Raw genomic sequence first — 23,385 nt, 5'->3', positions numbered from 1 at the left:
TCACCCAGCGGCAGCCACCCGGCTGGGTACCAGGTCTTCGAGCACCGCGCGCAGGGCCACGACCACCGCGCCGGTGAGGGTGGCCGCCCCGAGCCGCGAGACCTCGACCCTGGGCGGGTACGGGGTCAGCTCGGCCAGGGCAGCCCGGACGGGCTCCAGCAGCAGGTCGCCGTTGAGGCCGAGGCCGCCACCCAGCACGATCAGTTCGACGTCCACGACACGGGTCAGCCCGGCGGCGGCCCTGGCGATCCGGGCGGCCTCCAGCCGGACCAGCGAGACGGCAAGTGTGTCGCCGGTCCGGGCCGCGGCCATGACCGCCTCCGCGGTGACAGGGCTCCGCAGGCTGCTGCCGGACGAGCGGGCCAGCCGCTGCTCGGCGTGCGCGAGAAAGGCGTCGGCGGCCGGGCTCCGGGGGTCGAACTCCCGGTCCGCGCGGACGTAGTCGATCTCGCCCGCGGCGCCGTGCTGCCCCCGGTGCAACTCCCCCGCCAGCACGAGCCCGGCACCGACGCCGCTGCCGACCGAGAGGAACGCGAAGTTCCGCACACCGGCACCGGCACCGTGGGCCCCCTCCCCCACGGCGGCCAGGTTGACGTCGTTCTCCACGACGACCGGCACACCGAGCGCGGCATGGAATTCGGCGGTGGCCGCGAACCCGTTCAGCTCGTGCTGGTTCGCCACCCGCACCTCGCCGGTGCGCGGATCGATCACGCCGCCCATCCCGACGGCCGCCGCACTGACGTCCGCCACCCCGGCCTGCTTGAGAAGCCGGTCTCGCACCTCGACGGCACGGGCCAGCACCGCCGGGCCGCCGGCCGCGGTCAGCGGCAGGTCGGCCCGGGCGAGCTGGACACCGTCCAGGTCGACGAGCAGGCCGCGCACGTACCTGCTGCCGACGTCCAGGCCGAGCACGACGGCGGCGTCCGGACAAGGCTCGAAGAACACCGCGCCGTAGCCTGTCGCGTCCGCCGGCGGGGCGGCCTCGCGGATCAGCCCGGCGGCGAGCAACGCGTCGACGGACCGGCCGGTGGTCGGCTTGGACGTGCCCAGCCTGCGCGCCAGCTGCGCACGCGACACCGGGTGGACCTCCCGGACCGCCCGGTAGACGACCTGGAGGTTCACCTCTCTGACCAGGGAACCGGTCACCACGCCACTCAGCACACCCTTATTCTAGTAACGACCTATTACGAAGTCTAGTAATGTGCCATTACCAGATTCAGACGACGATGCGGTCGAGACTCGGGCTCGCGGCGGTGGGGTTGGCGAAGGAGACGGCGTTGCCGGTGCCGGCGTTCAACGGAACCGTCACCGTGACACTGCCGACCGAACTCCCGTTGGTCTGCGGGAATTCCACAGTCCGCGCGACGCCGTTGACCGTGACCACGGCGGACCGGGCCGCGGAGCCGCTCAGGTAGAAGACCGTCATGGGGTAGTCACCGGCGGCGGGCTCGCCCACGCCGGTGAACGTGACGGTTCCGCCGCGGCCGACGCCGCTGACCTTCTTGCCGCCGGAACACTGCTGACACGAGGCCACGGTCGCGCCGCCGGCGAGAGCTGCGCTCTCCGCCTCGTACGAGGTGCCGCCGGGCGGCGACGTCGTGGTGGTCGTCGGGGTCGTGCTGGTCGGGGGCGGAGTCGTCGCGGTCGGGAAAGTCCACTGGGCGGCGGCGCCGGCGCAGCTGCCGGCGGTCACGCTGGTGCCCGACACCGTGAAGCACTTCTTTCCGGTCTGGATGTCGGAGATCGTCAGGTTGGTGTTGGCCGACCATTGCTGGGTCGGGCCGCCGGTGCAGGTCTTGAACACGATCGGACCGCTCTTCGCGTCCGCGCAGACGGCGCCCTGCTGGTTGGCCACCGCGTGGATGCTCAGGAACGTGCCGTCGAAGGTGAACTGCTGCTCGGGCGAGCCGTCGCAGGCGGCCATCGCCAGCGTCCAGCCGGCGGTGGTCTTGTCGCCCGGGTCGTCCAGGCACAGGCCGGTGGCGTTGTTCTTGTACTGGCCGACCGTGATGACGGGCTTTGCTCCGCCGAAGCACCTTCCGGAGCCGCTGTCGAAGATCGGCTCGGTGTTGACGGCTTCGTCGGCCGGCGGATCGACGACGACGGGCTCGAGGTGGGGCGTGTTGTCGGCGTTGTAGTCGGTCAGCGCGTCCTCGCATTCGATCGCGCTGATGGGGTTGCCGCCCTGGCCGCCTTCCCACATGTCGAAGTGCCACAGCCCCGGTCCCCCGTCGGGGCCTTTGCCGGTCCAGTCGGCTTTGCACTCGTCGCAGCCGTCTTCCATGATGAAGTACTTGCCCACCCGGGGTACGAAGATCCGGCCGCCGGGCTTGACCTCCCCGGTGTAGGTCGCGAACGTGATCGGGTCGGCGTAGGTGCCGGTGCCGCCGGCGGTCTTGTGCAGCTGCGGATAGGCGATGTCCCCGCCGGGCGGGGTGTTGTCCCACCAGCCGTAGAGGGTCAGGAACGCCTGCTGTGTCCCGGCGGCCGGCGGGGGCGCCCCGGACGCCGTCGTGTTCCCGGCCGCCAGTGCCGTGATCCACACCAGGACGATGCCCGCGGTCACCGCGGACGGAACGGTCGCACGTCTCATGATGCCTCCATAGTCGACGGTTCTGCGTACCGGGCACGCGTCAGCCGGTGCGGGTTCCCGGAGCCCAGGGGATCTGTGCCGAGGCGAAGAAGCCGATACCCAGCACCGTCCAGCGCGGCCCCTGCGCGCCGAGGCGTGACCGGAACGACGTCCAGTCGTGCGTCGCCGCCGGCGACCAGCCCAGTTCGGCGATGGCCGGCAGCCTCGGGAAAGCCATGAATTCGAGGTCGGCGAGGGTGACCAGGGTTTCCGACCACAGCGGCGCTTCCACGCCCAGCACCGCCGATTCCCCGACGCCACCGAGATAGGAGCCCGGGTTCCAGTCGTAGGCCGTCTGCTCCTCGATGTAGCCGGCCCAGTTCTGCCCGAGCTTGGTCTTGCGGCTGTACTTCATGTCCAGGTACGCCTTGTTCGCCGGGGCCAGCACCACCTTGTTCCCCCGCGCCACCGCGGCCGCGGTCTTCGGCTCGGACGTCGTCGTTCCCCAGTACTCCAGCACGGTGGAGGTCGGCGGGGTGACGGCGGCGATGTCGTGCCAGGCCATGGCCGCCCTGCCGTACCCGGCCACGAGCGGCAGTTCCTTGCCTTCGAAGGTCGCGTAATCCTTCGCCTTGGTGGATTGAGCCTCGTCGCCGCCGATGTGCAGATAGGGGCCAGGGGTGAGTTCGGCGAGCTCGCCGAGCACGTTGTCGAGGAAGGTGTAGGTGATCTCCTTGCCGACGCACAGCGAGCTGAATCCGACATCCGTGCCGGTGTAGAGCGGTGGCGCCTTTCCTGTGCAGTTGAGCGCCGGATACGAGGCGAGGGCGGCGTTGGTGTGCCCCGGGCCGTCGATCTCCGGCACGATCGTGACGTAGTGCGCCCGCGCGTAGTCCACGATCGTGCGGTAGTCGGCCTGCGTGTAATAGCCGCCGGGGCCGCCGCCGACCGCGGTGCTGCCGCCGACGGCCGCCAGCTGTGGCCAGCTGGTGATCGCGATGCGCCAGCCCTGATCGTCGGCCAAGTGCAGGTGCAGGCGGTTCACCTTGTACAGGGAGATCTCGTCGATGTAGCGCTCCACGGTGGCGACCGGGAAGAAATGGCGGGAGACGTCGAGCATCGCGCCGCGGTAGGGGAAGCGCGGGTGATCCGCGATGTGTCCGGCGGGCACCGGCCACGGTCCGGGTTGGACGGTGGCGCTGTCCGCGGCCGCCGGCAGCAGCTGGCGCAGCGTCTGCACACCGTTGAACAGGCCTTCCGGCTGGTTCGCGCGGACGACGACGCCGCCCGCGCTCACGTCCAGCAGGTAGCCCTCGTCGCCGAGTTCGGCGCCCGCCCCGGACAACAGCAGCGAGATCCCGTCGGCGGTGGCCGCTTCCCGGCTGGAGGCGGACGCGGCCGCGACCGGCAGCGCGTAGCCCGTCGAGCGGCGGAGAACCCTCGCGAGCTCGATGCCGATCTCTTCGACGGGCGCCGACCCGGCCTCGACCTGGATGGTCGTGCTCGCCGTGATCGGGTAGCCGGTTCCGGCGGCCGGCTGAACGGTGACAGGTTGCGGCACCAGGGCGTTCATGCCGGTCACGGGCGGCGCTGTCCCGCCGACGTCGCCCCGGGCCGCACCGGCGTGGCCGCCCCAGGCGAGCGCGACGATCGCGACCGCGACCGCGGATTTCAGCTTGATCATCCTCTGTCGCTCCCTTCAGGACGGACATGAACCTCGGTGACGCACACCGACGGCGATGACGTGCGTCACCGAGGTCCGGTCACACTGGGTGGAACCGGGTCCGCGACGGTGTGCTCGCCGACGTCGCCCCGCCGAGCGCGCTCTGGCCGGTGAAGGTCACGTTGACCGGTGGCTGGTACGGCTTGCCCTTGGTGTAACCGCCGCCGAACTGGACGGTGATGCTCGCGCCGACCGGGATGGCCGCGTCCGACGCGATGCTCGTGAGCGTCCAGTGGTGGGCATTCGAGGTGACGGTGGCACCCGTCGCGCTCGTGACGGTCATTCTTCCCACGAGGTCGAACTGGAGGTTCCAGCCGTTGACGGCGCTGCCGGAGTTGTTCGTGATGGTCGCCGTGTCGGCGTAGGTGCTCCCGGTGTCGGCCGTTTTGGTGATGGTCACCGACACGGTGCCACCGCCGGGCGTCGTCGCCGTCACCGGCGCGCTCGGCGGTGACTCGTGGCCCGCCGCGTCCAGCGCCGTCACCGTGAACGCGTGCGTGCTCCCCGCGGCCAGCCCGCTCACCGTGGCGCTGGTCGTCGTCGACGTCGCGACCACGGCGCCGCCTTCGTAAACCTTGTACGACACCGCGGGATCCGCACCGGCGGGCTCCGTCCAGCCCACCTCGATCGTCGAACTCGACGTCGCCGACGCGGTCGGATCGACCGGCGTCGCCGGCGCAGTGCTGGAGCCTCCGGGCGCGGGTACGTCGATCTTGGCCGCGTTCCAGCCCGACAGGCTGATCACCGGCGTCGCGCCGTGCAGGTCGGCCGCGCGGTACGACACGTTCAACGTCTGTGATTCACCCGGCCACAAGGTGACGTCGTTGTCGTCCCACAGCCCCGAGGACACCTGGTTGTCCCCCGGCTGCTCCGTGCCGTCCGGGTTGCCGCGGCGGACGTCCGCGCGCAGGAAGAAGCCCACGGTCGGCGTCTTGCTGGTGTTGGTGATCGTCACCGTGCTGACGGTGTCCGCGCCGTCGGGCCCCGGGAGGCTTCGCGTGCTCGCCACCGCGCCGACCGCCGACTGCGGCAGCGACTTCAACGCCTGCAGGTTGGCGTACTGCGTCATCGACGCCTGCGGGTTGCCGAGTGTGGACGCCCAGTTGACGACGTCCTGCTGGGTGGACTGCCAGTAGACGTTGCGGTCCACGACAGCGTTTCCTTGACGCAGCAGCAGTTCCACGAAGTACGTCTTCGCCGCGGCCGGCGGTGTCGTGGCGGCAGGCACCTTCGGCGTGAGCACGGCGTTGCGCACCTGCTGGCTGTTCAGGGTGAGGCCCGTGGCCTGCTGGTCGTCGAGCAGGGTGCCCGCGGTGTCGTACACCTTGGACTCCACGGTGAGGCCGTTCTGCGTCGTGCCGCCGAGGTTGTCGAGAGTGACGGTGTTGTTATCGAGGGCGTAGAGCGCGTGCAGTGTCCCGTTGGCCTTCTTGGCACCGAAGAAGCTGCCCGCCTGGTCACCGTCGTAGTTGTACAGGTCCCACAGCAAGGTCGGCCAGCCCTTGTTCACCTGCCAATAGACCGTGCCGGTGGACGGCGCCGCTGCGTTGGTCGAGTGGTCCATGAACGCCTCGAACTGCGCCCGGGTGTTCTCGTAGTTCTGCACCTGCGCTTCCTCGACGTAGCCGTTCAGGTCGGACCAGGTGCCGTAGCGGCTGGTCAGCGCCTGGTCGAAGACGAAGAGCGTGCCGAACTTGTAGCCGCCGTGCCCGGCCTCGTAGTTGGCGTGGTACTGGTTGAAACCGGGGTTCTGCCACAGGGCGGCCTGGTCCGAAGCGGACATGAACCGGCTGATCGAGTCCTGCGTCGGCACGGTGTTGCCGGCGCTCTGCTCACTGTCGAAGCCCCACGACCCGCCGGCGTTGGTGAGAGTCGAGTCCGACTTGTCGAAGTGGCTCGTGTCGTACCAGTAGTTCGGCGGCACGTAGTCGTACGGGCCTTCCTTCTCCCCCGACGCGCCGAGTTTCGGGCTGCTGTTGTACTCGGCGGACGCGATGAGCGGCACGGCGAAGTCGGCCTGCGCGAACGCGTCGATCGTGCCGGCCTCCTCGGCGGCGCCGGGCGCGTTGTCGCTCCAGCTGAAGGACATCACACTGGGGTGGTTGCGTTCGTGTTGGGCGATCGTCAGAGACGAAAGTTTCCGGACAGCCAGGTCGGCCGCGCCGGGGCTGTCGTTCTCCCAGGCGTCGCAGCACTGGAAGCCGGAGTCGACCATCATCCCGGCGGCGTCCATCTGCTGGTAGAAGTCGTCCGGGAAGAAGTGCCCTTCGATCCGGACGAGGTTGATACCGAGGTTCTTCATCAGCGCGATCTGCCGGGCGATGCCGGACGAGGAGTAGCGCAGGAAGAGGTCCTCGGCGAACCCGCCGCCACGGATCACGACCGGCCTGCCATTGACGCTGAAGCTGCGTACGCCGTTCGGCGCCCCGGCGGACTTCCCGACCAGGGCCGAGGTCACCGTCCGGATGCCGAACGTCTCGTGGGTGGAGCCGGTCGCGACGCCGCCCTGCGCGAGCACCGTGTCCAATGTGTACAACGGCTGGGCGCCCAGCTGGTACGGCCACCAGATCTGCGGGTGAGCGATCGTCAGGCCCGGGTTCTGCCCCGGCGTGAACGACACCGTCTGGGTCGCGTGAGCGGCGACCGTCACCGGCTGCTGGACCACGATCGGCGTGCCCGTGCCGCCCGGCGGGGTCACCGTCGCGGTCACCGAACCGGTCTGCGAGGCGGCCGAGTTGTTGGTGACATCGGCTTTGACCGTCAGCGCCGAACTGCTCAGGTCGGCACTGGTGCTCTGCACCACGTGCGCGTTGCCGATGCCCAGCGCGGATGCCACGTCGAACTGGACCGGGAAGTGGATGCCGGTGTTGTTGTCCGGCGGGATCTGGTTCCAGTCGACGTCGTCGAGCGTGAGCATCTTGGACGGGTCGTTCGGATAGACCTCGAGCGCCACCGAGTTCGTGCCGGTCACCATCAGACTCGTCACGTCGAAGGTGAAGCGCGTGTAGGCACCGGTGACGGTGGCCTGGGTGGCGACCTCCTTGCCGTTGACCCAGACGTCGGCCTGGCCGACGATCCCGTTGACGACCAAGCTCGCGGTCTGGCCGGCCTGCAGTCCGGGGGTGAAGTCGGTGCGGTACCACCACGGAACCATGAACTGCGGGACCGTTTCCGGCCCGATCTTCTTCTGGGTGCCGAAGCAGGTCTTCATGTTGTCGGCGAAGAACACGTTGGGGCACTTGCCGTTCTGCAGGAGCGCGGTGATCTCGGTACCAGGCGCTCCGGCGTCGTCCGGCGTCACCGGTAGCCAGCCGGCGGTGTCGAAGCCCGGTGTCGAAATCTGTTGGCCGCCCTGGCCCGCGGTGGCACTGCTGAGCACTTTCCAGCCAGTGGCGCCGAGCGTGGACAGCCCGTGTGCCGCACCGGCGGCGAACCGGGGCACCGGCGCCGACGGCCCGGCCGTGGCGGCGCCACTCGCGGTGTGTCCGGCTACCGCGAGCATGGCTACGGCCGAGAGCACCAGGAATTTTCTTCGCATGCTGCCTCCAGAACGTGACGGGCTGGACCGGGCTCTGCGGCGTAGGCGGTGGCACGGGCCACGTGCCGAGATTCGCACAGCACGACGACGGCGAGCACCAGATGTGGGGGTTCACAACGCATTCACATCGGAGTCACATCGTCGGCGTGTGCGCGGGATGTGAGAACCGTGTGGAGGCCATGTGAATGTCCACATCTTCGTACGGTCCGTGCCCGGAAGCGCACACCCCGGATACCATGTCGCCAATCGTAAAGAAAGTTTCCTAACGGAAAGGGAGTGGCATGACACAACGCTGCAGAAGGACCGCGCGTGCCGGTGGTGTGGCGCTCGCCCTCATCACCGTGACCGCGACGGCCGGTGTCGGCCCGGCCGACGCCGCCGCGAGCCGGAGTCCATTCGAGACGGTCAACCATCCCTTCCCCGCCCACGTCACCTACGCGACCGGAGTCCTGCCCTCGGCGAGCCAAGCCGCCCGCGACACCGCGGTGGAACGGCAGTACGACTCCTGGAAAGCCACCTACCTCGTCGCCGGGTGCGCGGCGGGTCAGTACTACGTCTCGACCAAGGGCGACGACGACGCCCCGAACAACGGCCCCGTCTCGGAAAGCCAGGGCTACGGCATGAACATCGTGCCGCTGATGGCCGGCTACGACGTCAACGCGAAGGCCGAGTTCGACGGGCTCTGGAACCTCGTCAGCACCCACCGCGACGGCCAGGGCATGATGCAGTGGCAGCTCGACGGAAAGACCTGCAAGTACGCCGACTCGGGCACCCCCGACAGCGCGACCGACGGCGACCTCGACATCGGCTACGGCCTGCTGCTGGCCGACAAGCAGTGGGGCGGCTACTCCGCCGCCGCGACGGACTGGCTGGCGAAGTTCTACGCCGCCGACGTCGCTCCGGACGGGCACCTCAAGGCCGAGGACGACGGTGACAACAACGTCACCCGGCCCTCCGACCACATGTACGACCACTTGCGCGCCTTCGCCGCGTACGACAAGGCGCACGACTGGAACAAGGTCATCACCCGGACCGAAGCCGTGGACACCGCGTTCTCCGCGAAGTACTCCCCCACGACCGGGCTGCTGTCGGACTTCGTGCTCGGCGCGGACACCGGCGGCCCGTCCCCGGCGCCGGCGAAGTACCGGGAGAACCAGCCGGACAACATCGTCGGCTACAACTCCATCCGGGTGCCGTGGCACCTGGGCACCGACGCGCTGCTGAACGGCAGCACGGCCGCCGTCGAACTGTCACTGGCCACCAAGGAATCGGCCTGTCTCAAGGCGCAGTCCGGCGGCGTGCCCACCAAGGTCTACCCGCACACCAATCTCGACTGCACACCGCACCCGACCGACGGGTCGGGCCATTCCGACACCCAGGCCGAAGAAGCCGGCGACTCGATCGGGCCGGCCGCCATGGCGGCCGGCGACCAGGCGTGGACCGACGCCATCTGGAACGAACTGGCCACGAACCCCTTCGGTGACCCGTACTACGGCGAGACCATCAAAATGCTCGTCTACATCGTGATGGCCGGCGACTACTGGTCCCCCACGGGACCGCCCGGCGGCGGCACCGGCCCGGCCGCACCGGCCGCGCTGTCGGTGACCGGCACCACGAACTCGAGCATCAGTCTGTCGTGGACCGAACAGGACAACACCGACCCGGCCGTGTCCTACAAGGTCTACGAAGGCTCCGCGGTGGTGGCCACCCCCACGGGAACGACGGCCACGATCAGCGGGCTGTCCGCCGGCACCAGCCACACCTACACCGTCACGGCGGTCGACGCCGCCGGCCTCGAATCGCCGCACAGCGGTCCGGTCACCGGAACCACCGGTGGTGGAACCGGTGGCGGGACCACCGTGACCGTCACCAAGACCGCCGACACCGGCACCGGCATCTATACCGACCAGGCCGTCATCACCAACAACTCCGGCGCCGACGTGCACGGCTGGAACGTGCAGTTCGACCTCAGCGGCCGGATGACCGTCACGAGCGCGGCCAACGCCGTGGTCACTTCCAGTGCGCACCACTGGACCCTGACCAACACCGCGGCGGACGCCACCATCGCCGCCGGCGGCACCCTCATCGTCACGTTCAACGGTACGTACACCAAAGGCAAGCAGTACGTCGCACCGACCAACGTCACCCTCCGGACCACCTGACCCCCGACGCCGACTTGGAGCAGCATGAGAAAACCTTCGATCCGCCGGGTTCTGGCCATGGTGCCGGCCCTGGTAGTTCCCCTGGCCGCCGCGCCGGTTGCCGCAGCGAGCCCGGCACATCATCTCGAGTACTTCGGCGGTGACTACGTGCCGAGCCTGGAAATGTACAGCTTCAACCTCAACCTGAACGCGGCCATCAAGGGCCGCAAGGGCGTCCCGCCGATCACCACGGTCGACGCGATCAGGTGGGCGGCCTCGGCCGGCTTCCCCGCCGTCGACATCACCGCGTACTACCTGCCCGGCTACGACACCCACACCATGCCGACGGTACCCACCGCGGACATCATGGCCTACGCGGACCAGGTCAAGGCACTCACCCAGCAGCTCGGCCTCGCGATCAGCGGCACCGGCGTCTTCAACGACTTCGCCGACCTGGACACCGCGCGGCGCGCCCTCGACATCCGGCGGGTCGAGTTCTGGACCGACGTCGCAGCCAGGATGGGCGCGCCGGTCATGCGCGTGTTCTCGGGCAAGGTCCCGGCCGACATCGGCCAGTACGGCTGGGCGGACATCACGCGGACGCGGATCGTGCCCGCACTGCAGGAGGTCACCGCCTACGCCGCGACCAAGGGCGTCAAGATCGTGCTGCAGAACCACGGCGACATGGCCGCCACGGCCGACCAGACCCTCCGGATGCTCGATTGGGTGGGCAGCAGCAACATCAGCGTCATCGACGACACCGGCTACTTCCGGCCGTTCCAGGCCACCACCGGCCTCGGCTACGACTGGTATCCCGACATCGCCAGGACGCTGGCTCGCTCCGACAGCATCCAGGTGAAGCAGCTGCCCGCCGGCGAGGGCACCGACGTCCCGATGGACCTGGACCGGCTCTTCACCGACATGCGGCTGAGCAGCTATCGCGGCTTCGTCCCGCTGGAACTGCTCTGGGTGGCCGGGCAGCCCGGCTACCCCCGCGACCTGCCGACACCTCCGTTCGACCAGATCACCGCGTTCAAAACGAAGGTCGACGCCGCTTTGGCGGAGACGAAGACCGAGCCGTTCGACGTGCTCCGGAACGGCATCCGGACGCTCGCCAGGTCCGGCGACGTGGCCGGGCCGGTCCGTGGGCAGCTCTACGACATCCTCGGCCAGGCCGACGGCCACTACCGGGAGGCGCGGCCGGGCCAGGCCATCGCCCGCATGCGGGACTTCCTGAACCGCGTCGCGAACCCCGGACCGCAGAGTCACCTCTCCGATATCGCGAAGCAGCAGCTGACCCGGCGCATGAGCGCGCTGCTCACCTCCTTCACCGACGTCTTCGGAGGATCACCCGCCGATCCGACGCCCGCATCGACCGACCACCGAGGAGCGCCACTGTCATGAAGAGGAAATCGTTCTGCTCATCGCTGTGCCTCGCCCTCGCGGCCCTGCTCCCGGCGAGCGCCGCCGCCGCACCGCTGAGCGGCCGAGCGCCGTCGGCGCAGTACTACACGGGCGACTACCAGGTCAGTCTCGAGCTCTACAGCTTCAACGTGAACCTCAACGCCTACCTCAAGCACCGCAAGGGCGCCCCGCCGATCAGCCCGACCGACGCGGTCAAGTGGGCCAAGACGGCCGGCTTCGACGCGGTCGACATCACCGCGTACTACCTGCCCGGCTACGACAACGCCACCATGCCGACGGTCCCCAAGGCGCAGATCCTGGCGGCCGCGGACCAGCTCAAGGCCCTCACCAAGCAGCTGGGTCTCGGGATCAGCGGTACCGGGATCTTCGACGACTTCGCCGACCCGGACGCGTCCCGCGTGGCGCTCGACATCCAGCGGGCCGAGTTCTGGATCGACATCGCCGCCGAGATGGGCGCGCCCGAGCTGCGGGTCTTCTCCGGCTCGGTGCCCGCCGACATCGGCAAGCTCGGCTGGGCGAAGATCGCGCAGACCCGGATCGTGCCGGCCCTGCGGCAGGTCGCCGACTACGGTGCGACCAAGGGTGTCAAGATCGGACTGCAGAACCACGGCGACATGACGGCGACCGCGGCCCAGACCATCCAGATCGCGCAGTGGGTGGCCAACCCGAACTTCGACCTGATCGACGACACCGGGTACTTCCGGCCGTTCCAGGCGACGACCGGGGCGAACTACCCGTGGTACTCCGACATCGCGGCCGTCCTGCCCTACTCGGGCAACGCCTACGTCAAGCTGAAGCCGGCGGGCGAGGACTCGGCCGCGCCACTGATGGACTTCAAGAAGCTCTTCACCTCGGTGCGGGCGAGCGGTTACCAGGGCTACCTTCCGCTGGAACGGCTCTGGGACAAGACCGACCCGGACAATCCGAAGACGCAGAAGACCCCGCCCTACAGCGAGATCAGCGCGTTCCTCGCCGAGGTCCGGACCGCACTGGCCCAGACGAAGACGCCGCCTCCCGGCAGCTGAGCGCGACCGATGCCCGGTGGCGGCCGCCTCGACCCGAGACGGCCGCCACCGGCGGGCTCGTCACAGGACATCGACGGCCAGTTCACGAACCGCCGCTTCGTCGACTTCCACGCCGAGCCCGGGGCCCGTCGGCACCTGCGCGACGCCGTCGGAGATCGACACCGTCGTGCCGGTCGTGTACACGGAGTCGATGAACTGCCTGCCGTTGAGATCCACCGGGGTGCCGATCCCGTGGGCGGCGAACAGGTGCAGCGACGCGGCGAGGCCGACGTCGGAATCGGTCAGGCCCGACCCCATCAGCCGGACCCCGCTGTCCTCGGCCAGCACGCACAACCGGCGCGACAGCGTCAGCCCGCCGCTGCGCTGGACCTTCGCGATGGCCACGGCCACCGCGTCCAGCCGCACGAACGTCGCGAGGTCGTTGGGGTGGCGCAGGCTCTCGTCCAGCGCCACCGGGATCGGGGACACGTCACGGAGCCGGCGCAGCCCGACGATGTCGTTGGCGGGCAACGGCTGCTCGAACGCGGTCACGTCCAGCTCGACCAGCCGCCGCGCCAGCCACAGCGCGGTGTCCACTGTGTACGCCTGGTTGGCGTCCACCCACAGCGGTGCGGCGCCGCTCGCCGCACGCACCGCCCGCACGACGGCGAGATCCTCGGGCGCGGCGTGCAAGCCCACCTTGACCTTGAAGGCCCGGTAGCCCAGCGCGCGCCCTTCGGCGACGCACTCGGCGACGTCGGCCTCGGTCTGCCCGGACACCACCCAGCCCAGCTCGATGGTTTCCCGGCGCCGCTGGCCCCACAACACGCCCACCGGCACGCCGAGCGCGTGCCCGAGCAGGTCGTGCAGGGCGACGTCCACCGCCGACTTGGCCAGCGGCGCGCCGATGCTGAAGCCCCGGTTGATCGCGTGGTCGAACGCGTTGTTCACGCCGCGCAGGTCCCAACAGGGACGGCCGAGGATCGCCGGGGCGAGATAGCGGTCGATGGTGGTGACGATCGACTCGGCCGTCTCGTAGGTCCAGGCCGGGATCGGGGTCGCTTCCCCCCACCCGGCCACTCCGTCCGCGCTGACCTTCACCAGGATCCGTAGACTCGGCCGCCCGGCTACGGCGATGGAGCCGCCGGAGACGCCGAAGGAACGCACCGTCGGCAGCGCGACGGCAAACGTCTCGACCCGGTCGATGGTGAGCCCGGTCAGCGTCCGGCCGTCCGCGATCACGAGGCCACCTCCGTGTCCGATGTGGACGTCCGCACGGTCATGGCTATTCCTTCCGTCGTTGGCAGCGTCGCGGTGCTGGCCCGGATCACGACCTCGCCGGCCATCCGGATGTTCTGGGCGCGCTTGCCGGTCTTCCCGTCGAGCGCCAGTCGCAGGGCACGTTCACCGAGCCGTTCGAGCGGGAGCGCCACCGTGGTCAACGGCGGTGTCAGATCCCGGACGCCAGGGATGTCGTCGAACCCGGCGACGGAGACGTCGCCGGGCACCGACAGCCCTCGATCCCGGATCGCGGCGCAGGCCCCGATCGCCATCACGTCGGTGACCGCGAAGACACAGGTGGCCGGCAGGCCGGCCTCGATCAGGCGGGTCATCGCGGCGTATCCGCCGTCCCGGTCGAACGCGCCCTCGACGACGTCTTCGTCGGCCAGGTGCACGCCGGCGGCGGCGAGGCCGTCGCGGAAGCCGCCGAGCCGGTCGGCCACCGTCGTCAGCACGCGGGGTCCGGTCAGCACGGCGAACCGCCGGTGCCCCATCCCGGCCAGCGCCGCGGCGAGTGCGGCCGCGCCGGCCCGGTTCTCCGGGAGCACGCTGTCCACCCGCAGACCCCGGTGCCTGCTGATCACCGCGACCCGCCCGCCGCCCCGCAGGTAGGGGTTCAGCTCGGCGGCCATCCGCCGCTCCCAGCGGCGGTCCTCGATGCCCGAGCCGATCAGCAGGATGGCCGGGGCGCGCTGCGCGCGGAGCATCGAGACGTACTCGATCTCCCGGTCGAACCGGCGGAACGTACTGGCCAGCAGGACCAGCATCCCTTCGTCCGCGGCGACCTGCATCACGCCGCGGGCGATCGCGGCGAAGTAGGGATCGCTGATGTCGTGGCAGATCACGCCGACGGTCCGGTGCGAGGAGCCGGCCAGCGCCTGCGCGTGGGCGTTCGGCGTGTACTCGAGCCGGGTCGCCGCTTCGTGCACCCGTGCGGCCAGCTCGGCGTGGACGGTCGCGCTGCCGTTCAGCACCCTCGACGCGGTTGCCGGCGACACCCTGGCCGCTTTCGCGACGTCCTCGAGAGTCATGTGGGTCCACCGGTCCGGTTCCCGGCGTGCGGTTTCCCGGTGAGCGGTCATGAAAGCGCTTTCTCTTCGGCCGTGTTCGCCATGAAGGTCGCTGACTTGTCGCACGAGTCGCCTCCGCCGATCAGCCCAGCAGGTCCACGGCCAGGGACCGCACGGCCTGCTCGTCGACGTCGACGCCGAGTCCCGGACCGGTCGGCACCTCGGCCGCGCCGTCGACGACCGTGACCGTGCGGCCGGTGGCATACGGGGACCGGACGAACTGACGCCCGGCCAGGTCGACCGGCGTGCCGATGTCGTACGCGGCGAACAGGTGCAACGATGCCGCGAGCCCGAGATCCGAATCAGCGAGCCCGGAGCCCATGAGCGGCGTGCCGCAGTCCTCGGCGAAGCCGCACAGCCGCCGCGACAGCGTCAGGCCGCCGCTGCGCTGGACCTTGGCGACCGCGACGTCGACCGCGTCGAGCCGGACGAAGGTGGCCAGATCGCTGGGGTGGTGCAGGCTCTCGTCCAGGGCGATGGGCACCGGCGACGCGTCACGCAGTCGCTTGAGCCCGACGATGTCGTTGGCCGGCAACGGCTGTTCGAAGACGGTCGCGCCGATGTCGGCCAGCGGTCCCGCGACCCGCAGCGCACTGTCCACTGTGTACGACTGATTTCCGTCGGCCCAGAGCACCGCGTCGGAGGCCGCCGCGCGAACCGCCTCGACGATCCCCGCGTCCTCACCCCGGCCCAGCCGGCCGAGGTCGACCTTGAACGCCCGGTAGCCGTGGTCCAGCCCCTCCGCGACGGAGTCGGCCGCTTCCGCGGCGCTCCGCCCGGCCACCGTCCAGCCCAGATCGAGCCGATCCGTCCGCCGCGCTCCCCACAACACCCCCAGCGACAGTCCCAGCGCCCGGCCGACCAGGTCGTGCAACGCCATGTCCACCGCCGCCTTGGCCAGCGGGGCGCCGATGGTGAACCCGCGGTTGACGGCCCGATCGAAGGCCGACGTGATCCCGTCGAGGTCCCACGCCGTCCGGCCGACGAGCGCCGGGGCGAGGTGGTGCACGATGGTCGTCAGGATCGATTCGGCCGTTTCGCAGGTGCGCGCGGGGGTCGCCTCCCCCCAACCCGTCACACCGCCGGCGGTGACCTTGACCAGAATGCGCGGTGCGGTCCGGCCCTCGAAGGGGCGGACGGCGGGAAGCGCGATCGCCCAGGCCTCGACCCGATCGACGACGAACTCCGCCAGCTCGGCCCGGTCGCCGGCACTGGGCGCACCTGTCACTGGGCCGCTCCTCGATCAGGTCGATCCACGCTCGGGAGATTCACTTTAGGGCGACGACGATGTGCCACCCATGTGAGTTCGGTGTGAATCCTCAAATGTCGGCCGGTACTTCTCCCCGTGGTGTTAGGAATTTGACAGTCGCCCGTCAGACCGTTCCGCTCGGTGCGGAAAGCGCTTTCCGCAGCAGGGCGATCCGGCCGCAGCGAGCTTTCCCCGATGGGAGGATCCCGACCGTGACGGTACCCACGACCAGCGGCGATGAACGAGTGTCGCGGCCGGACGCCGGTCTGCGGGGCGTTTCCGTCCGGCCAGGCCCCCGCACCCGCGATCGGCTGCGGGACGGGGTGGACCGGCTGTGGCGTCCGCTGGCGCTGATCGTGGCGTGCGGGCTCCTCTGGTGGCTGGTCACCGCGCTCGGCCGGGTACCGGGCTATCTCGTCCCGTCCCCCGGACGCACCTGGCAGGTCATGGTGGATCAGGGCGGGTACCTGTGGCAGAACACGCTGACCACGACCGGGGAGACGCTCATCGGCTTCGTCCTCGCCGCGGTGGCCGGGGTGCTGGCTGCCGTCGTGATGGTCTACTCGGTGACCGTCGAGCGGACGCTGTACCCGTTGCTGCTGTTCGCCCAGGTCGTTCCGAAGATCGCGATCGCGCCGCTGTTCATCGTCTGGCTCGGGTTCGGCACCCCGCCCAAGATCGTGGTGGCGGTGCTGATGGCGTTCTTCCCGATCGTCATCTCCGGGGTCACCGGGCTGCGGTCGGTCGACCCCGAGTTGCTCGAACTCGTCGCCACGATGGGCGCCAAACCGCTGCAGACGTTCCGCAAGATCCGGTTCCCGGCGGCACTGCCGCACCTGTTCTCCGGGCTCAAGGTCGCGGCGACCCTCGCCGTCACCGGCGCGGTGGTCGGTGAGTTCGTCGGCGCGAACGAGGGCCTCGGCTACGTAATCCTCCAGGCGAACGGGAATCTCGACACCCCGATGCTGTTCGCGGGACTCATCATCATGTCGCTGCTCGGAGTGCTGCTGTTCGCCGTCATCGAGGTCGCCGAGCACCTCCTGCTGCCTTGGCATTCGAGCAGGCGAAGCAGCCCGGTCACCGCCACCTACTGATCCTCCGGCTCAAAGGAGAACCGCAACGATGAGAAGCCGTGCTCTGCGCTGGTTGTGCGCGCCGTTGATCCTCTTGCTCGCGACGGCCTGCGGCGGTCCGGCCGCGACCGCCCCGGATGCCCAGGGCCTGAGCAAGCTGACCCTGACCCTCAACTGGTACCCCTACGGCGAACACGCGCCCCTGTACTACGGCCTGGTCCACGGGATCTTCAAGAAGCACGGCCTCGACCTGACCATCCAGGCCGGGCAGGGCTCCGGCAAGACCGTCCAAGCAGTCGGCGGCGGCAAGACCGACTTCGGCTGGGCCGACACGCCGGCGCTGCTCTCCGGCGTCGCGAGCGGCTTGCCGGTCCACAGTGTCGGGGTCTTCCTCCAGAGCACGCCCGCATCGGTCGAGTTCTTCTCCGACCGGAACATCACCAAACCCCAGGACCTCAAGGGCAAGACGATCGCGACCACGGCCGGGGACGCGCTGAGCGCGACCTTCCCCACGTTCCTGCGGGGCTTCGGCATGTCCACCAAGGACGTGACCCTGCAGAACGTCGACGCCGCCGGCAAGATCGCCGCGGTCATCAGCGGAGGCGCCGACGCACTGCTCGGGTTCTTCCACGACCAGGGCCCGACTCTCGCCGACAAGAGCGGCAAGCAGGTGTCCTTCCTCCGGTTCGCCGAACACGGCTTGAACTTCTACAGCACCGGCCTGGTCACGAACGACTCGACCATCAAGGGCCGTCCCGGCCTGGTCCGGGAGATGGCCGCGGCCGTCAGCGAGTCCTTCACCGCCGCGATCGGCGACCCGGCGGCCGCGGTGGCCTCGATGGCAGGCGTGAACCCCCAGCTGCCCCCGGCCGGCGTGCTGACCACGTCGTGGGAGGACACCATCAAGCTGTTGCACACCGACCGCACCCGGACCTCGGCGCCCGGCGTCGACACCGCCGAAGACTGGCAGGCGACCATCGACACGTTCGCCAGGTCCGGCGTCCTGAAGAACCCCGGCTCCCCCAGCGAATACTGGGACGCCGGCTTTGCCCCGAAGGCGTGAAATGACGACACGGATGAGGTTCCGGCCCGATGCGGACTCGCGGCCGGACGAGGACGGCTCCGCGGCGGTGACCATGGGGCAGGTGTCGGTACGGTTCACCGCCCGCCGCACCCGGGTCACCGCGTTGCGGGACGTGTCCTTCGACGTCGCACCCGGTGAGTTCGTCTCCATCGTCGGCCCTTCAGGCTGCGGGAAGTCCACCCTGCTCAAGGTGATCGCGGGCCTGACGAAGCCGTCGGCGGGCACCGCGTCGCTGTTCGGCCTGCCCGTCACCGCGCCACGGCCGGACATCGGCTACGTCTTCCAGCGCGCCGCACTGCTCGAATGGCGGTCCGTCCGCCGCAACATCGCGCTGCAGGCGGAAATGCGGCACCTGCCACGGGGCAGCGCGAGCGAACGGGTCGAGGCGCTGATCGGGATGACCGGCCTGCGGGGGTTCGAGGACGCGCTGCCGCACGAGCTCTCCGGCGGCATGCAGCAACGGGTTTCCCTGTGCCGGGCGCTGGTGCACGAGCCTCCGGTACTGCTGATGGACGAGCCCTTCGGCGCGCTCGACGCGTTGACCCGGGAGCAGATGAACGTCGAGCTGCGCCGGATCTGGCGGGAGACCGCGACCACTGTCCTGCTGGTCACCCACTCCATAGCCGAGGCCGTCTACCTGTCGAACCGGGTGATCGTGATGAGCAGCCGGCCCGGCAGCGTGCTGGAGATCATCGACGTCGGCCTCCCCCGGGACCGGGACTACGTGGCGACGATGGCCGCGCCCGGGTTCGCGACCGCCACGGCACACATCCGGGAGCTGCTCGGCGCCCGCACGACCGCCGACTGATCACTGGACACGAGGACGGTCGGCATCATGCTGAACGGCGTCACGTCTCGGCCATGTGGTGCGATAGGGCTACCAGGCGTCAGCCGAGCGGGATACGGATGCCGACCAGGGCGCCACCCGACGGCCTGTTCGCGGCGGCCGCCTCGCCGCCGTGTGCTCGCGCGACGGCCCGCACCACCGCGAGACCGAGGCCGCTGCCGCCACCGGTGCGGGAGCGGGCGGTGTCGGCCCGGCGGAAGCGTTCGAACGCGTGCTCGGCGAATCCGTCCGCGAATCCCGGTCCCTCGTCGGCCACCTCGATCAGCAGGCCGTCGCCGTCAGCGGTGGCCGAGAGCACGACTTCCGACCCCGGCGGGGCGTGGCGGAGTGCGTTGGCGACCAGGTTGTCCAGCACCTGGCGGATCCGTCCCGGATGCAGCGGCGCCGCCAGGCTGCCGTCAGCCACCACTCGCAGGCCGACCTTCTTCCCGGCGGCGACCGGCCGGGCGGCGGTGACGGCGGCGTGCAGCAACGGCAGCACCGGCTGGCCCGGCATCCGGTCGACGGGCACCTGGTCGTCGTCGGCCGCGAGCACCAGCAGGTCGTCGACCAGCCGGCCGAGCCGGATCGTCTCCTGTTCCGAATGGCGGACGGCCTCCCGCAACTCCGGCAAGGTGCGCCCCGGCGCACCGGCCAGCTCCAAGGTGGTCCGCAGGTTCGTCAACGGAGTCCGGACCTCGTGCGAGGCATCCGCGACGAACTGCCGCTGGCGCGCGAGTCCGGCCGAGATTCTGGCCAGCAGGGCGTTCATGGTCTCGGCCAGCGCGGCGACCTCGTCCCCGGTGCCGGGCACCCGCACCGGCGTGGACGGATCGGTTTCGGATATCCCGGAGACCTCGCGGCGCAGCTGTTCCACGGGTCTCAGCGCGGCACCCGCCAGCAGCCAGGCGCCCCAGCCCCCGGCGAGCACCGTCACGGCCGCGGCACCGCTCAGCCACCAGGTCACGCGCCTGGTCAGGTCGTTCTGCAGGTCCAGCGGCGTCGCCACGACGACGGTCCAGATGCCGGCCGCGGTTTCCGCCGGTGTCGCGTACAGACGGTAGTCCGGCCCGTTGCCGACCGTCCGGTAGCCGCCGCCCCGCCGGGCGGACTTGACCTGACCCGCGTCGAGGAGAGTGACGCCGCCGAGGTCGGGGGACCCGGCGGCGGCCTTCCCGCTCGGGTCGATCAGCTGGATCAGCAGGTTCGCGTGCGCCGGGGTCATGGCGTGCACGGCGGCCGGGCCGTCCCGCGAGACCACCCTGGCCAGCCGGACCGCCCGCGACCGGAGCTGGCCGTCCAGCCGGTGGTCCAGCCCCAGGTCGACGGTCGCCGCGAACAGCACGATGCCGATCGCCGTGAGCACCGCGGCGGTGAGCACGTACACGGCCGTCAAACGCGTCCGGACCGGAAGGTTCAGGGGCACGTGACCCGCAACCGGTAGCCGACGCCACGAACGGTCTCGATCAGGTCCTGACCGACTTTGTGCCGCAGGTAGCGGACATATTGGTCGACCACGTTCGAGGTGACCGGATAGCGGTAGCCCCAGACCTGGTCGAGGATCCGCGAGCGGGTCAGCACCTGGTCCTGGTGGTGCATCAGCAGTTCGAGGAGCGTGAACTCCGTCGCCGAGAGGTAGACCTCCGACGCGCCGGACCAGACCCGCCGGCTCAACGGGTCCAGCCTGAGCGAGCCGGCCTGCAGCCGCACGGCGACGTCGCGCCCGACACCCGCGCGGCGGGTCAGCGCGCGCACCCGCGCGCACAGTTCGACGAAGCTGAAGGGCTTGCACAGGTAGTCGTCGGCGCCCGCGTCCAGGCCTTTGACCCGATCGGACACCGAGTCGCGGGCGGTGAGCATCAGGACCGGCACGTGCCAGCCCGACTGCCGCAGCCGGGCGCACAGCTCGAAGCCGTCCACATCCGGGAGCATCACGTCGAGGATCGCCGCGTCGTGTTCCATCGACGCGGCGGTCACCAGTGCTTGGGAACCACTTTCGGCGATGTCGGTCGCGTAGCCTTCTTCGGCGAAACCACGGCCCAGCAGTTTCGCCATGTAACCCTCGTCCTCGACGATCAGCAGCCGCATGGTGAGTGCATTTTAACGAGCGTGATCGTCGAACGCCATAGACGCGCCCGCGGCGTTGCTCGAATGGACGCGGAGACAAGATGTGAGAATTCAAATCTGCCACACATGATCACCACATCGTCACCGCTCTACGCTGACCGCGGGCCTCAGATCCCCGGTAGGCGAGCTGGTCGGAGGACCAGGTCGCAACTCCAGCGAAGGAGCACCAAGACCATGCGACTCGGGCTACGAAAGTCTCTTCGACGTCCGGCAACCCGCACAGTCGCAGCCGGCGGCGCCGCACTCGCCTGCCTCATCGCGACCGGCGTGCCGGATGCGGCCGCGGTGGGCGGCGGCGGTTTCACCGGAAAGTTCGAAAACCTGTGCAGCTACACGCACACGAATCAGGACGACGCCATTCTCTTCCCCAACCAGCCCGGCGCGTCGGCCCACCTGCACGACTACGTGTCCAATCCCGCCGCGAACGCGAACTCCACCGCGGCCAGCCTCCGAGCCGGAACCACCAACTGTGTCAACAACCTCGACTTCGCCTCGTACTGGGCGCCGACGCTCTACAACGGCAACACGGCGGTGCACACCGCGAGCGACACCATCTACTACCTGACCAACGGCAAGAAGAACGTGCAGCCCTATCCGTTCGGGTTCAAGGAGATCGCCGGAAACGCGAAGGCCACCAACCCCTCGCAGGCCCAGAACATCCTGTGGGGCTGCTCGACAACCGCACCGACATTGCCACAGGCACCCAACTGCGCCTCCGGCGATCAGCTGCACGTGCGGGTGAACTTCGCCGACTGCTGGGACGGTGTCCACCTGGACAGCCCCGACCACGTCAGCCACGTCGCCTACAGCACCAAAAACGTGTGCCCGGCCGGGTTCCCGGTACCCATCCCGATGCTGAGCATCCTGTTCAAGTACCCCACCAACAACGGCGCCGTCCTGAAGACTTCGGCCGGGATGGGGACCTACAGCATGCACGCCGACTTCTTCAACGCCTGGGATGTCAAGGAGCTGCAGCACATGGTCACCATGTGCCTCGACGCGGGCAAGGACTGCGGCCGGCCCACCGGCGTCCAGTAGCGACGTTCGACCGCACCCGAGGCCGAGGGGATGCGTCACCACCGGCGCATCCTCTTCGCCCGTGGTGATGGTCGGCTTCCACGAGGTTCGACGCCGACATCCCCTCGCCCGGACGGAGGTTCCCGTGATCCGACTGATCGTGGCATCGTTGCTCGCGACCGCCGCGGTCGTGGCCGCCGGCTGCGGCAGGCCGTCGGCTCCGGCCGACACACCGTCTGTGGCGCCATCCCACCTAGCCTCCGGCGCGCCGTCGAAGGCTGCGTCGATGGTCTGCGCGGACGAGGCGCAGCACGAGATCTCGCTCAGCCTCCAGCTCCAGCTCGACCGACCGGTGACGCCGACCTGGTCGGACCACCTGTACTCCTGCAGTTATACCTACCCGGTCGGCACGATGACGCTGACGGTCAAAGAACTCGCCGGCACCGCCGCCGCGACCGCGTACTTCACCGCCCTGCGAAGCCACGTCACGCAGCCGGTCACGATGCCCGGCCTCGGCCAGGAGGCCTACCGCGAATCGGACGGATCACTCGTCGTGCACAAGGACTTCCTGGTCCTGCGAATCGACGTCGGCGGTCTGCCCGCGCGGTTCGGGCAACCACCGCTGTCCAGATCCGAAGCCGCCCGCCGCGTCGGCGCCGACATCATGGACTGCTGGACCGGGCAGTGAGTCGCAGATCGCGAGCCGAATGCCCAACCTGGGCCTTTCGCGCAACGCGGGACAGCAAGGCGCCACGGATCGTGGTCAACGCGGACGGAATGAGGCCAGGTGAAGCTGCCCGTCGAGGTGCCCAGCAACGCCGTCACTATCTGACGTGTGCGTGCCGGCCGACGCGAACGATACGAAGTCGTATCTGCTGTCAACGCGACGGCATTGGAATAAGCTTCGACGGCGCAGGGAGCCTGAGCGGACACCATCGATACTTCCTGCATAATAGTCATTATGCAGGAGACAGCGTTGAAATGACCTTAGAGCGTGTCTCATTTGGTGAGTTTTCTTGTAGCAGGTGATGGCGGCGCCGAGGGTGAGGAAGGCGAGGTAGTGGGCGGGTTTGCGTTCGTAGCGGATGGTCAGGCGCCGGTATCCGGCCAGCCAGGCGATTGTGCGCTTGATGACCCAGCGGTGCCGGCCGAGTTTGTCGCCGGATTCGACACTCTTGCGGGCGATGCGCGGGACGATCCCGCGCTGACGGAGCCAGTCGCGCAGGGCGGGAATGTCGTAGGCCTTGTCCGCGTG

General features: G+C 69.5%; 17 protein-coding genes and 1 pseudogene. 8 read left to right on the top strand and 10 right to left on the bottom strand.

Annotated elements, in window-relative coordinates; translation table 11 throughout:
• The 4 genes from CF165_RS39285 to CF165_RS39270 all read right to left on the bottom strand — a co-directional run bounded on the left by CF165_RS39285 (nt 1) and on the right by CF165_RS39270 (nt 7,833).
• Nucleotides 1–1,161 (bottom strand): ROK family transcriptional regulator, encoded by a 1,161-nt coding sequence (locus CF165_RS39285; RefSeq protein ID WP_093952678.1) that lies wholly within the window; start codon nt 1,159–1,161, stop codon nt 1–3.
• A 55-nt stretch (nt 1,162–1,216) separates the two neighbouring features.
• A complete protein-coding gene (locus CF165_RS39280; RefSeq protein WP_093952677.1) occupies nt 1,217–2,593 on the bottom strand; it encodes a ricin-type beta-trefoil lectin domain protein in 1,377 nt (458 codons plus the stop codon).
• 40 nt (nt 2,594–2,633) lie between these two features.
• Entirely contained in the window at nt 2,634–4,256 is a 1,623-nt protein-coding gene (locus CF165_RS39275; RefSeq protein ID WP_093952676.1) for a beta-N-acetylhexosaminidase, read from the bottom strand.
• A gap of 79 nt (nt 4,257–4,335) precedes the next feature.
• Nucleotides 4,336–7,833 carry a glycosyl hydrolase 2 galactose-binding domain-containing protein gene (locus CF165_RS39270; protein WP_240521986.1) on the bottom strand — a complete coding sequence of 1,166 codons (3,498 nt, stop codon included), beginning with the start codon at nt 7,831–7,833 and terminating at the stop codon, nt 4,336–4,338.
• Nucleotides 7,834–8,114: 281 nt separating this feature from the next.
• Between CF165_RS39270 and CF165_RS39265 the strand changes: the two genes are divergently transcribed.
• The 3 genes from CF165_RS39265 to CF165_RS39255 are packed head-to-tail and all read left to right on the top strand — an operon-like array spanning nt 8,115 to nt 12,424.
• On the top strand, nt 8,115–9,995 hold the full coding sequence (locus CF165_RS39265) for a glycosyl hydrolase family 8 (protein ID WP_240521985.1): 1,881 nt from the start codon (nt 8,115–8,117) through the stop codon (nt 9,993–9,995).
• 24 nt (nt 9,996–10,019) lie between these two features.
• Nucleotides 10,020–11,378, top strand: coding sequence for a sugar phosphate isomerase/epimerase family protein (locus CF165_RS39260; protein ID WP_093952673.1), 1,359 nt, complete (start codon nt 10,020–10,022; stop codon nt 11,376–11,378).
• Nucleotides 11,375–12,424 (top strand): sugar phosphate isomerase/epimerase family protein, encoded by a 1,050-nt coding sequence (locus CF165_RS39255; RefSeq protein WP_093952672.1) that lies wholly within the window; start codon nt 11,375–11,377, stop codon nt 12,422–12,424. The genes CF165_RS39260 and CF165_RS39255 overlap by 4 nt, the downstream gene beginning before the upstream one ends.
• A 60-nt stretch (nt 12,425–12,484) precedes the next feature.
• Here CF165_RS39255 and CF165_RS39250 read toward each other — a convergent pair whose 3' ends face one another.
• The 3 genes from CF165_RS39250 to CF165_RS39240 all read right to left on the bottom strand — a co-directional run bounded on the left by CF165_RS39250 (nt 12,485) and on the right by CF165_RS39240 (nt 15,982).
• Nucleotides 12,485–13,645 (bottom strand): mandelate racemase/muconate lactonizing enzyme family protein, encoded by a 1,161-nt coding sequence (locus tag CF165_RS39250; RefSeq protein ID WP_093952671.1) that lies wholly within the window; start codon nt 13,643–13,645, stop codon nt 12,485–12,487.
• Complete coding sequence (locus CF165_RS39245; protein ID WP_093952670.1) at nt 13,642–14,766, bottom strand: LacI family DNA-binding transcriptional regulator; 1,125 nt, start codon at nt 14,764–14,766, stop codon at nt 13,642–13,644. The genes CF165_RS39250 and CF165_RS39245 overlap by 4 nt, the downstream gene beginning before the upstream one ends.
• Nucleotides 14,767–14,836: 70 nt before the next feature.
• The gene (locus tag CF165_RS39240) at nt 14,837–15,982 is read right to left on the bottom strand and encodes a mandelate racemase/muconate lactonizing enzyme family protein (protein ID WP_093952669.1); all 1,146 of its coding nucleotides are present in this window, start codon (nt 15,980–15,982) and stop codon (nt 14,837–14,839) included.
• Nucleotides 15,983–16,215: 233 nt separating this feature from the next.
• On the opposite strand from CF165_RS39240, the gene CF165_RS39235 reads away from it, so the two are divergent.
• Genes CF165_RS39235 through CF165_RS39225 form a run of 3 tightly spaced genes read left to right on the top strand, consistent with a single transcriptional unit; the run spans nt 16,216 to nt 18,968 of the window.
• Nucleotides 16,216–17,097, top strand: a complete 882-nt coding sequence (locus tag CF165_RS39235; protein WP_093952668.1) for an ABC transporter permease — start codon at nt 16,216–16,218, stop codon at nt 17,095–17,097.
• 28 nt (nt 17,098–17,125) lie between these two features.
• Nucleotides 17,126–18,139: an ABC transporter substrate-binding protein gene (locus tag CF165_RS39230; protein ID WP_240521984.1), complete on the top strand. Its 1,014-nt coding sequence runs from the start codon at nt 17,126–17,128 to the stop codon at nt 18,137–18,139.
• A 1-nt stretch (nt 18,140) separates the two neighbouring features.
• Nucleotides 18,141–18,968, top strand: coding sequence for an ABC transporter ATP-binding protein (locus CF165_RS39225; protein WP_093952667.1), 828 nt, complete (start codon nt 18,141–18,143; stop codon nt 18,966–18,968).
• Nucleotides 18,969–19,047: 79 nt separating this feature from the next.
• Here CF165_RS39225 and CF165_RS39220 read toward each other — a convergent pair whose 3' ends face one another.
• Both CF165_RS39220 and CF165_RS39215 read right to left on the bottom strand, forming a co-directional pair.
• Entirely contained in the window at nt 19,048–20,373 is a 1,326-nt protein-coding gene (locus CF165_RS39220) for a sensor histidine kinase (RefSeq protein ID WP_240521995.1), read from the bottom strand.
• A 29-nt stretch (nt 20,374–20,402) separates the two neighbouring features.
• Nucleotides 20,403–21,074 carry a response regulator transcription factor gene (locus CF165_RS39215; protein WP_093952665.1) on the bottom strand — a complete coding sequence of 224 codons (672 nt, stop codon included), beginning with the start codon at nt 21,072–21,074 and terminating at the stop codon, nt 20,403–20,405.
• A gap of 306 nt (nt 21,075–21,380) precedes the next feature.
• Here CF165_RS39215 and CF165_RS39210 point away from each other — a divergent pair, with 306 nt between their 5' ends.
• Entirely contained in the window at nt 21,381–22,151 is a 771-nt protein-coding gene (locus tag CF165_RS39210) for a DUF1996 domain-containing protein (protein WP_240521983.1), read from the top strand.
• Nucleotides 22,152–22,275: 124 nt separating this feature from the next.
• Nucleotides 22,276–22,818, top strand: a complete 543-nt coding sequence (locus CF165_RS39205) for a hypothetical protein (RefSeq protein ID WP_093952663.1) — start codon at nt 22,276–22,278, stop codon at nt 22,816–22,818.
• Nucleotides 22,819–23,157: 339 nt separating this feature from the next.
• On the opposite strand, the pseudogene CF165_RS52935 reads toward CF165_RS39205, so the two are convergent.
• Nucleotides 23,158–23,385: pseudogene (locus CF165_RS52935) on the bottom strand (IS5/IS1182 family transposase); the annotation flags it as partial.

The organism is Amycolatopsis vastitatis (assembly GCF_002234595.1).
GTDB lineage: Bacteria > Actinomycetota > Actinomycetes > Mycobacteriales > Pseudonocardiaceae > Amycolatopsis > Amycolatopsis vastitatis.
The sequence above is the reverse complement of the archived record's forward strand: the minus strand, read 5'-3'. Positions and strand labels throughout refer to the sequence as shown.

Excerpts from the sequence above, each read along its gene's own strand:
- CF165_RS39280 (WP_093952677.1), bottom strand. The coding sequence starts at position 2,593 with ATGAGACGTGCGACCGTTCCGTCCGCGGTGACCGCGGGCATCGTCCTG.
- CF165_RS39275 (WP_093952676.1), bottom strand. The coding sequence starts at position 4,256 with ATGATCAAGCTGAAATCCGCGGTCGCGGTCGCGATCGTCGCGCTCGCC.
- CF165_RS39270 (WP_240521986.1), bottom strand. The coding sequence starts at position 7,833 with ATGCGAAGAAAATTCCTGGTGCTCTCGGCCGTAGCCATGCTCGCGGTA.
- CF165_RS39265 (WP_240521985.1), top strand. The coding sequence starts at position 8,115 with ATGACACAACGCTGCAGAAGGACCGCGCGTGCCGGTGGTGTGGCGCTC.
- CF165_RS39260 (WP_093952673.1), top strand. The coding sequence starts at position 10,020 with ATGAGAAAACCTTCGATCCGCCGGGTTCTGGCCATGGTGCCGGCCCTG.
- CF165_RS39255 (WP_093952672.1), top strand. The coding sequence starts at position 11,375 with ATGAAGAGGAAATCGTTCTGCTCATCGCTGTGCCTCGCCCTCGCGGCC.
- CF165_RS39245 (WP_093952670.1), bottom strand. The coding sequence starts at position 14,766 with ATGACCGCTCACCGGGAAACCGCACGCCGGGAACCGGACCGGTGGACC.
- CF165_RS39230 (WP_240521984.1), top strand. The coding sequence starts at position 17,126 with ATGAGAAGCCGTGCTCTGCGCTGGTTGTGCGCGCCGTTGATCCTCTTG.
- CF165_RS39225 (WP_093952667.1), top strand. The coding sequence starts at position 18,141 with ATGACGACACGGATGAGGTTCCGGCCCGATGCGGACTCGCGGCCGGAC.
- CF165_RS39215 (WP_093952665.1), bottom strand. The coding sequence starts at position 21,074 with ATGCGGCTGCTGATCGTCGAGGACGAGGGTTACATGGCGAAACTGCTG.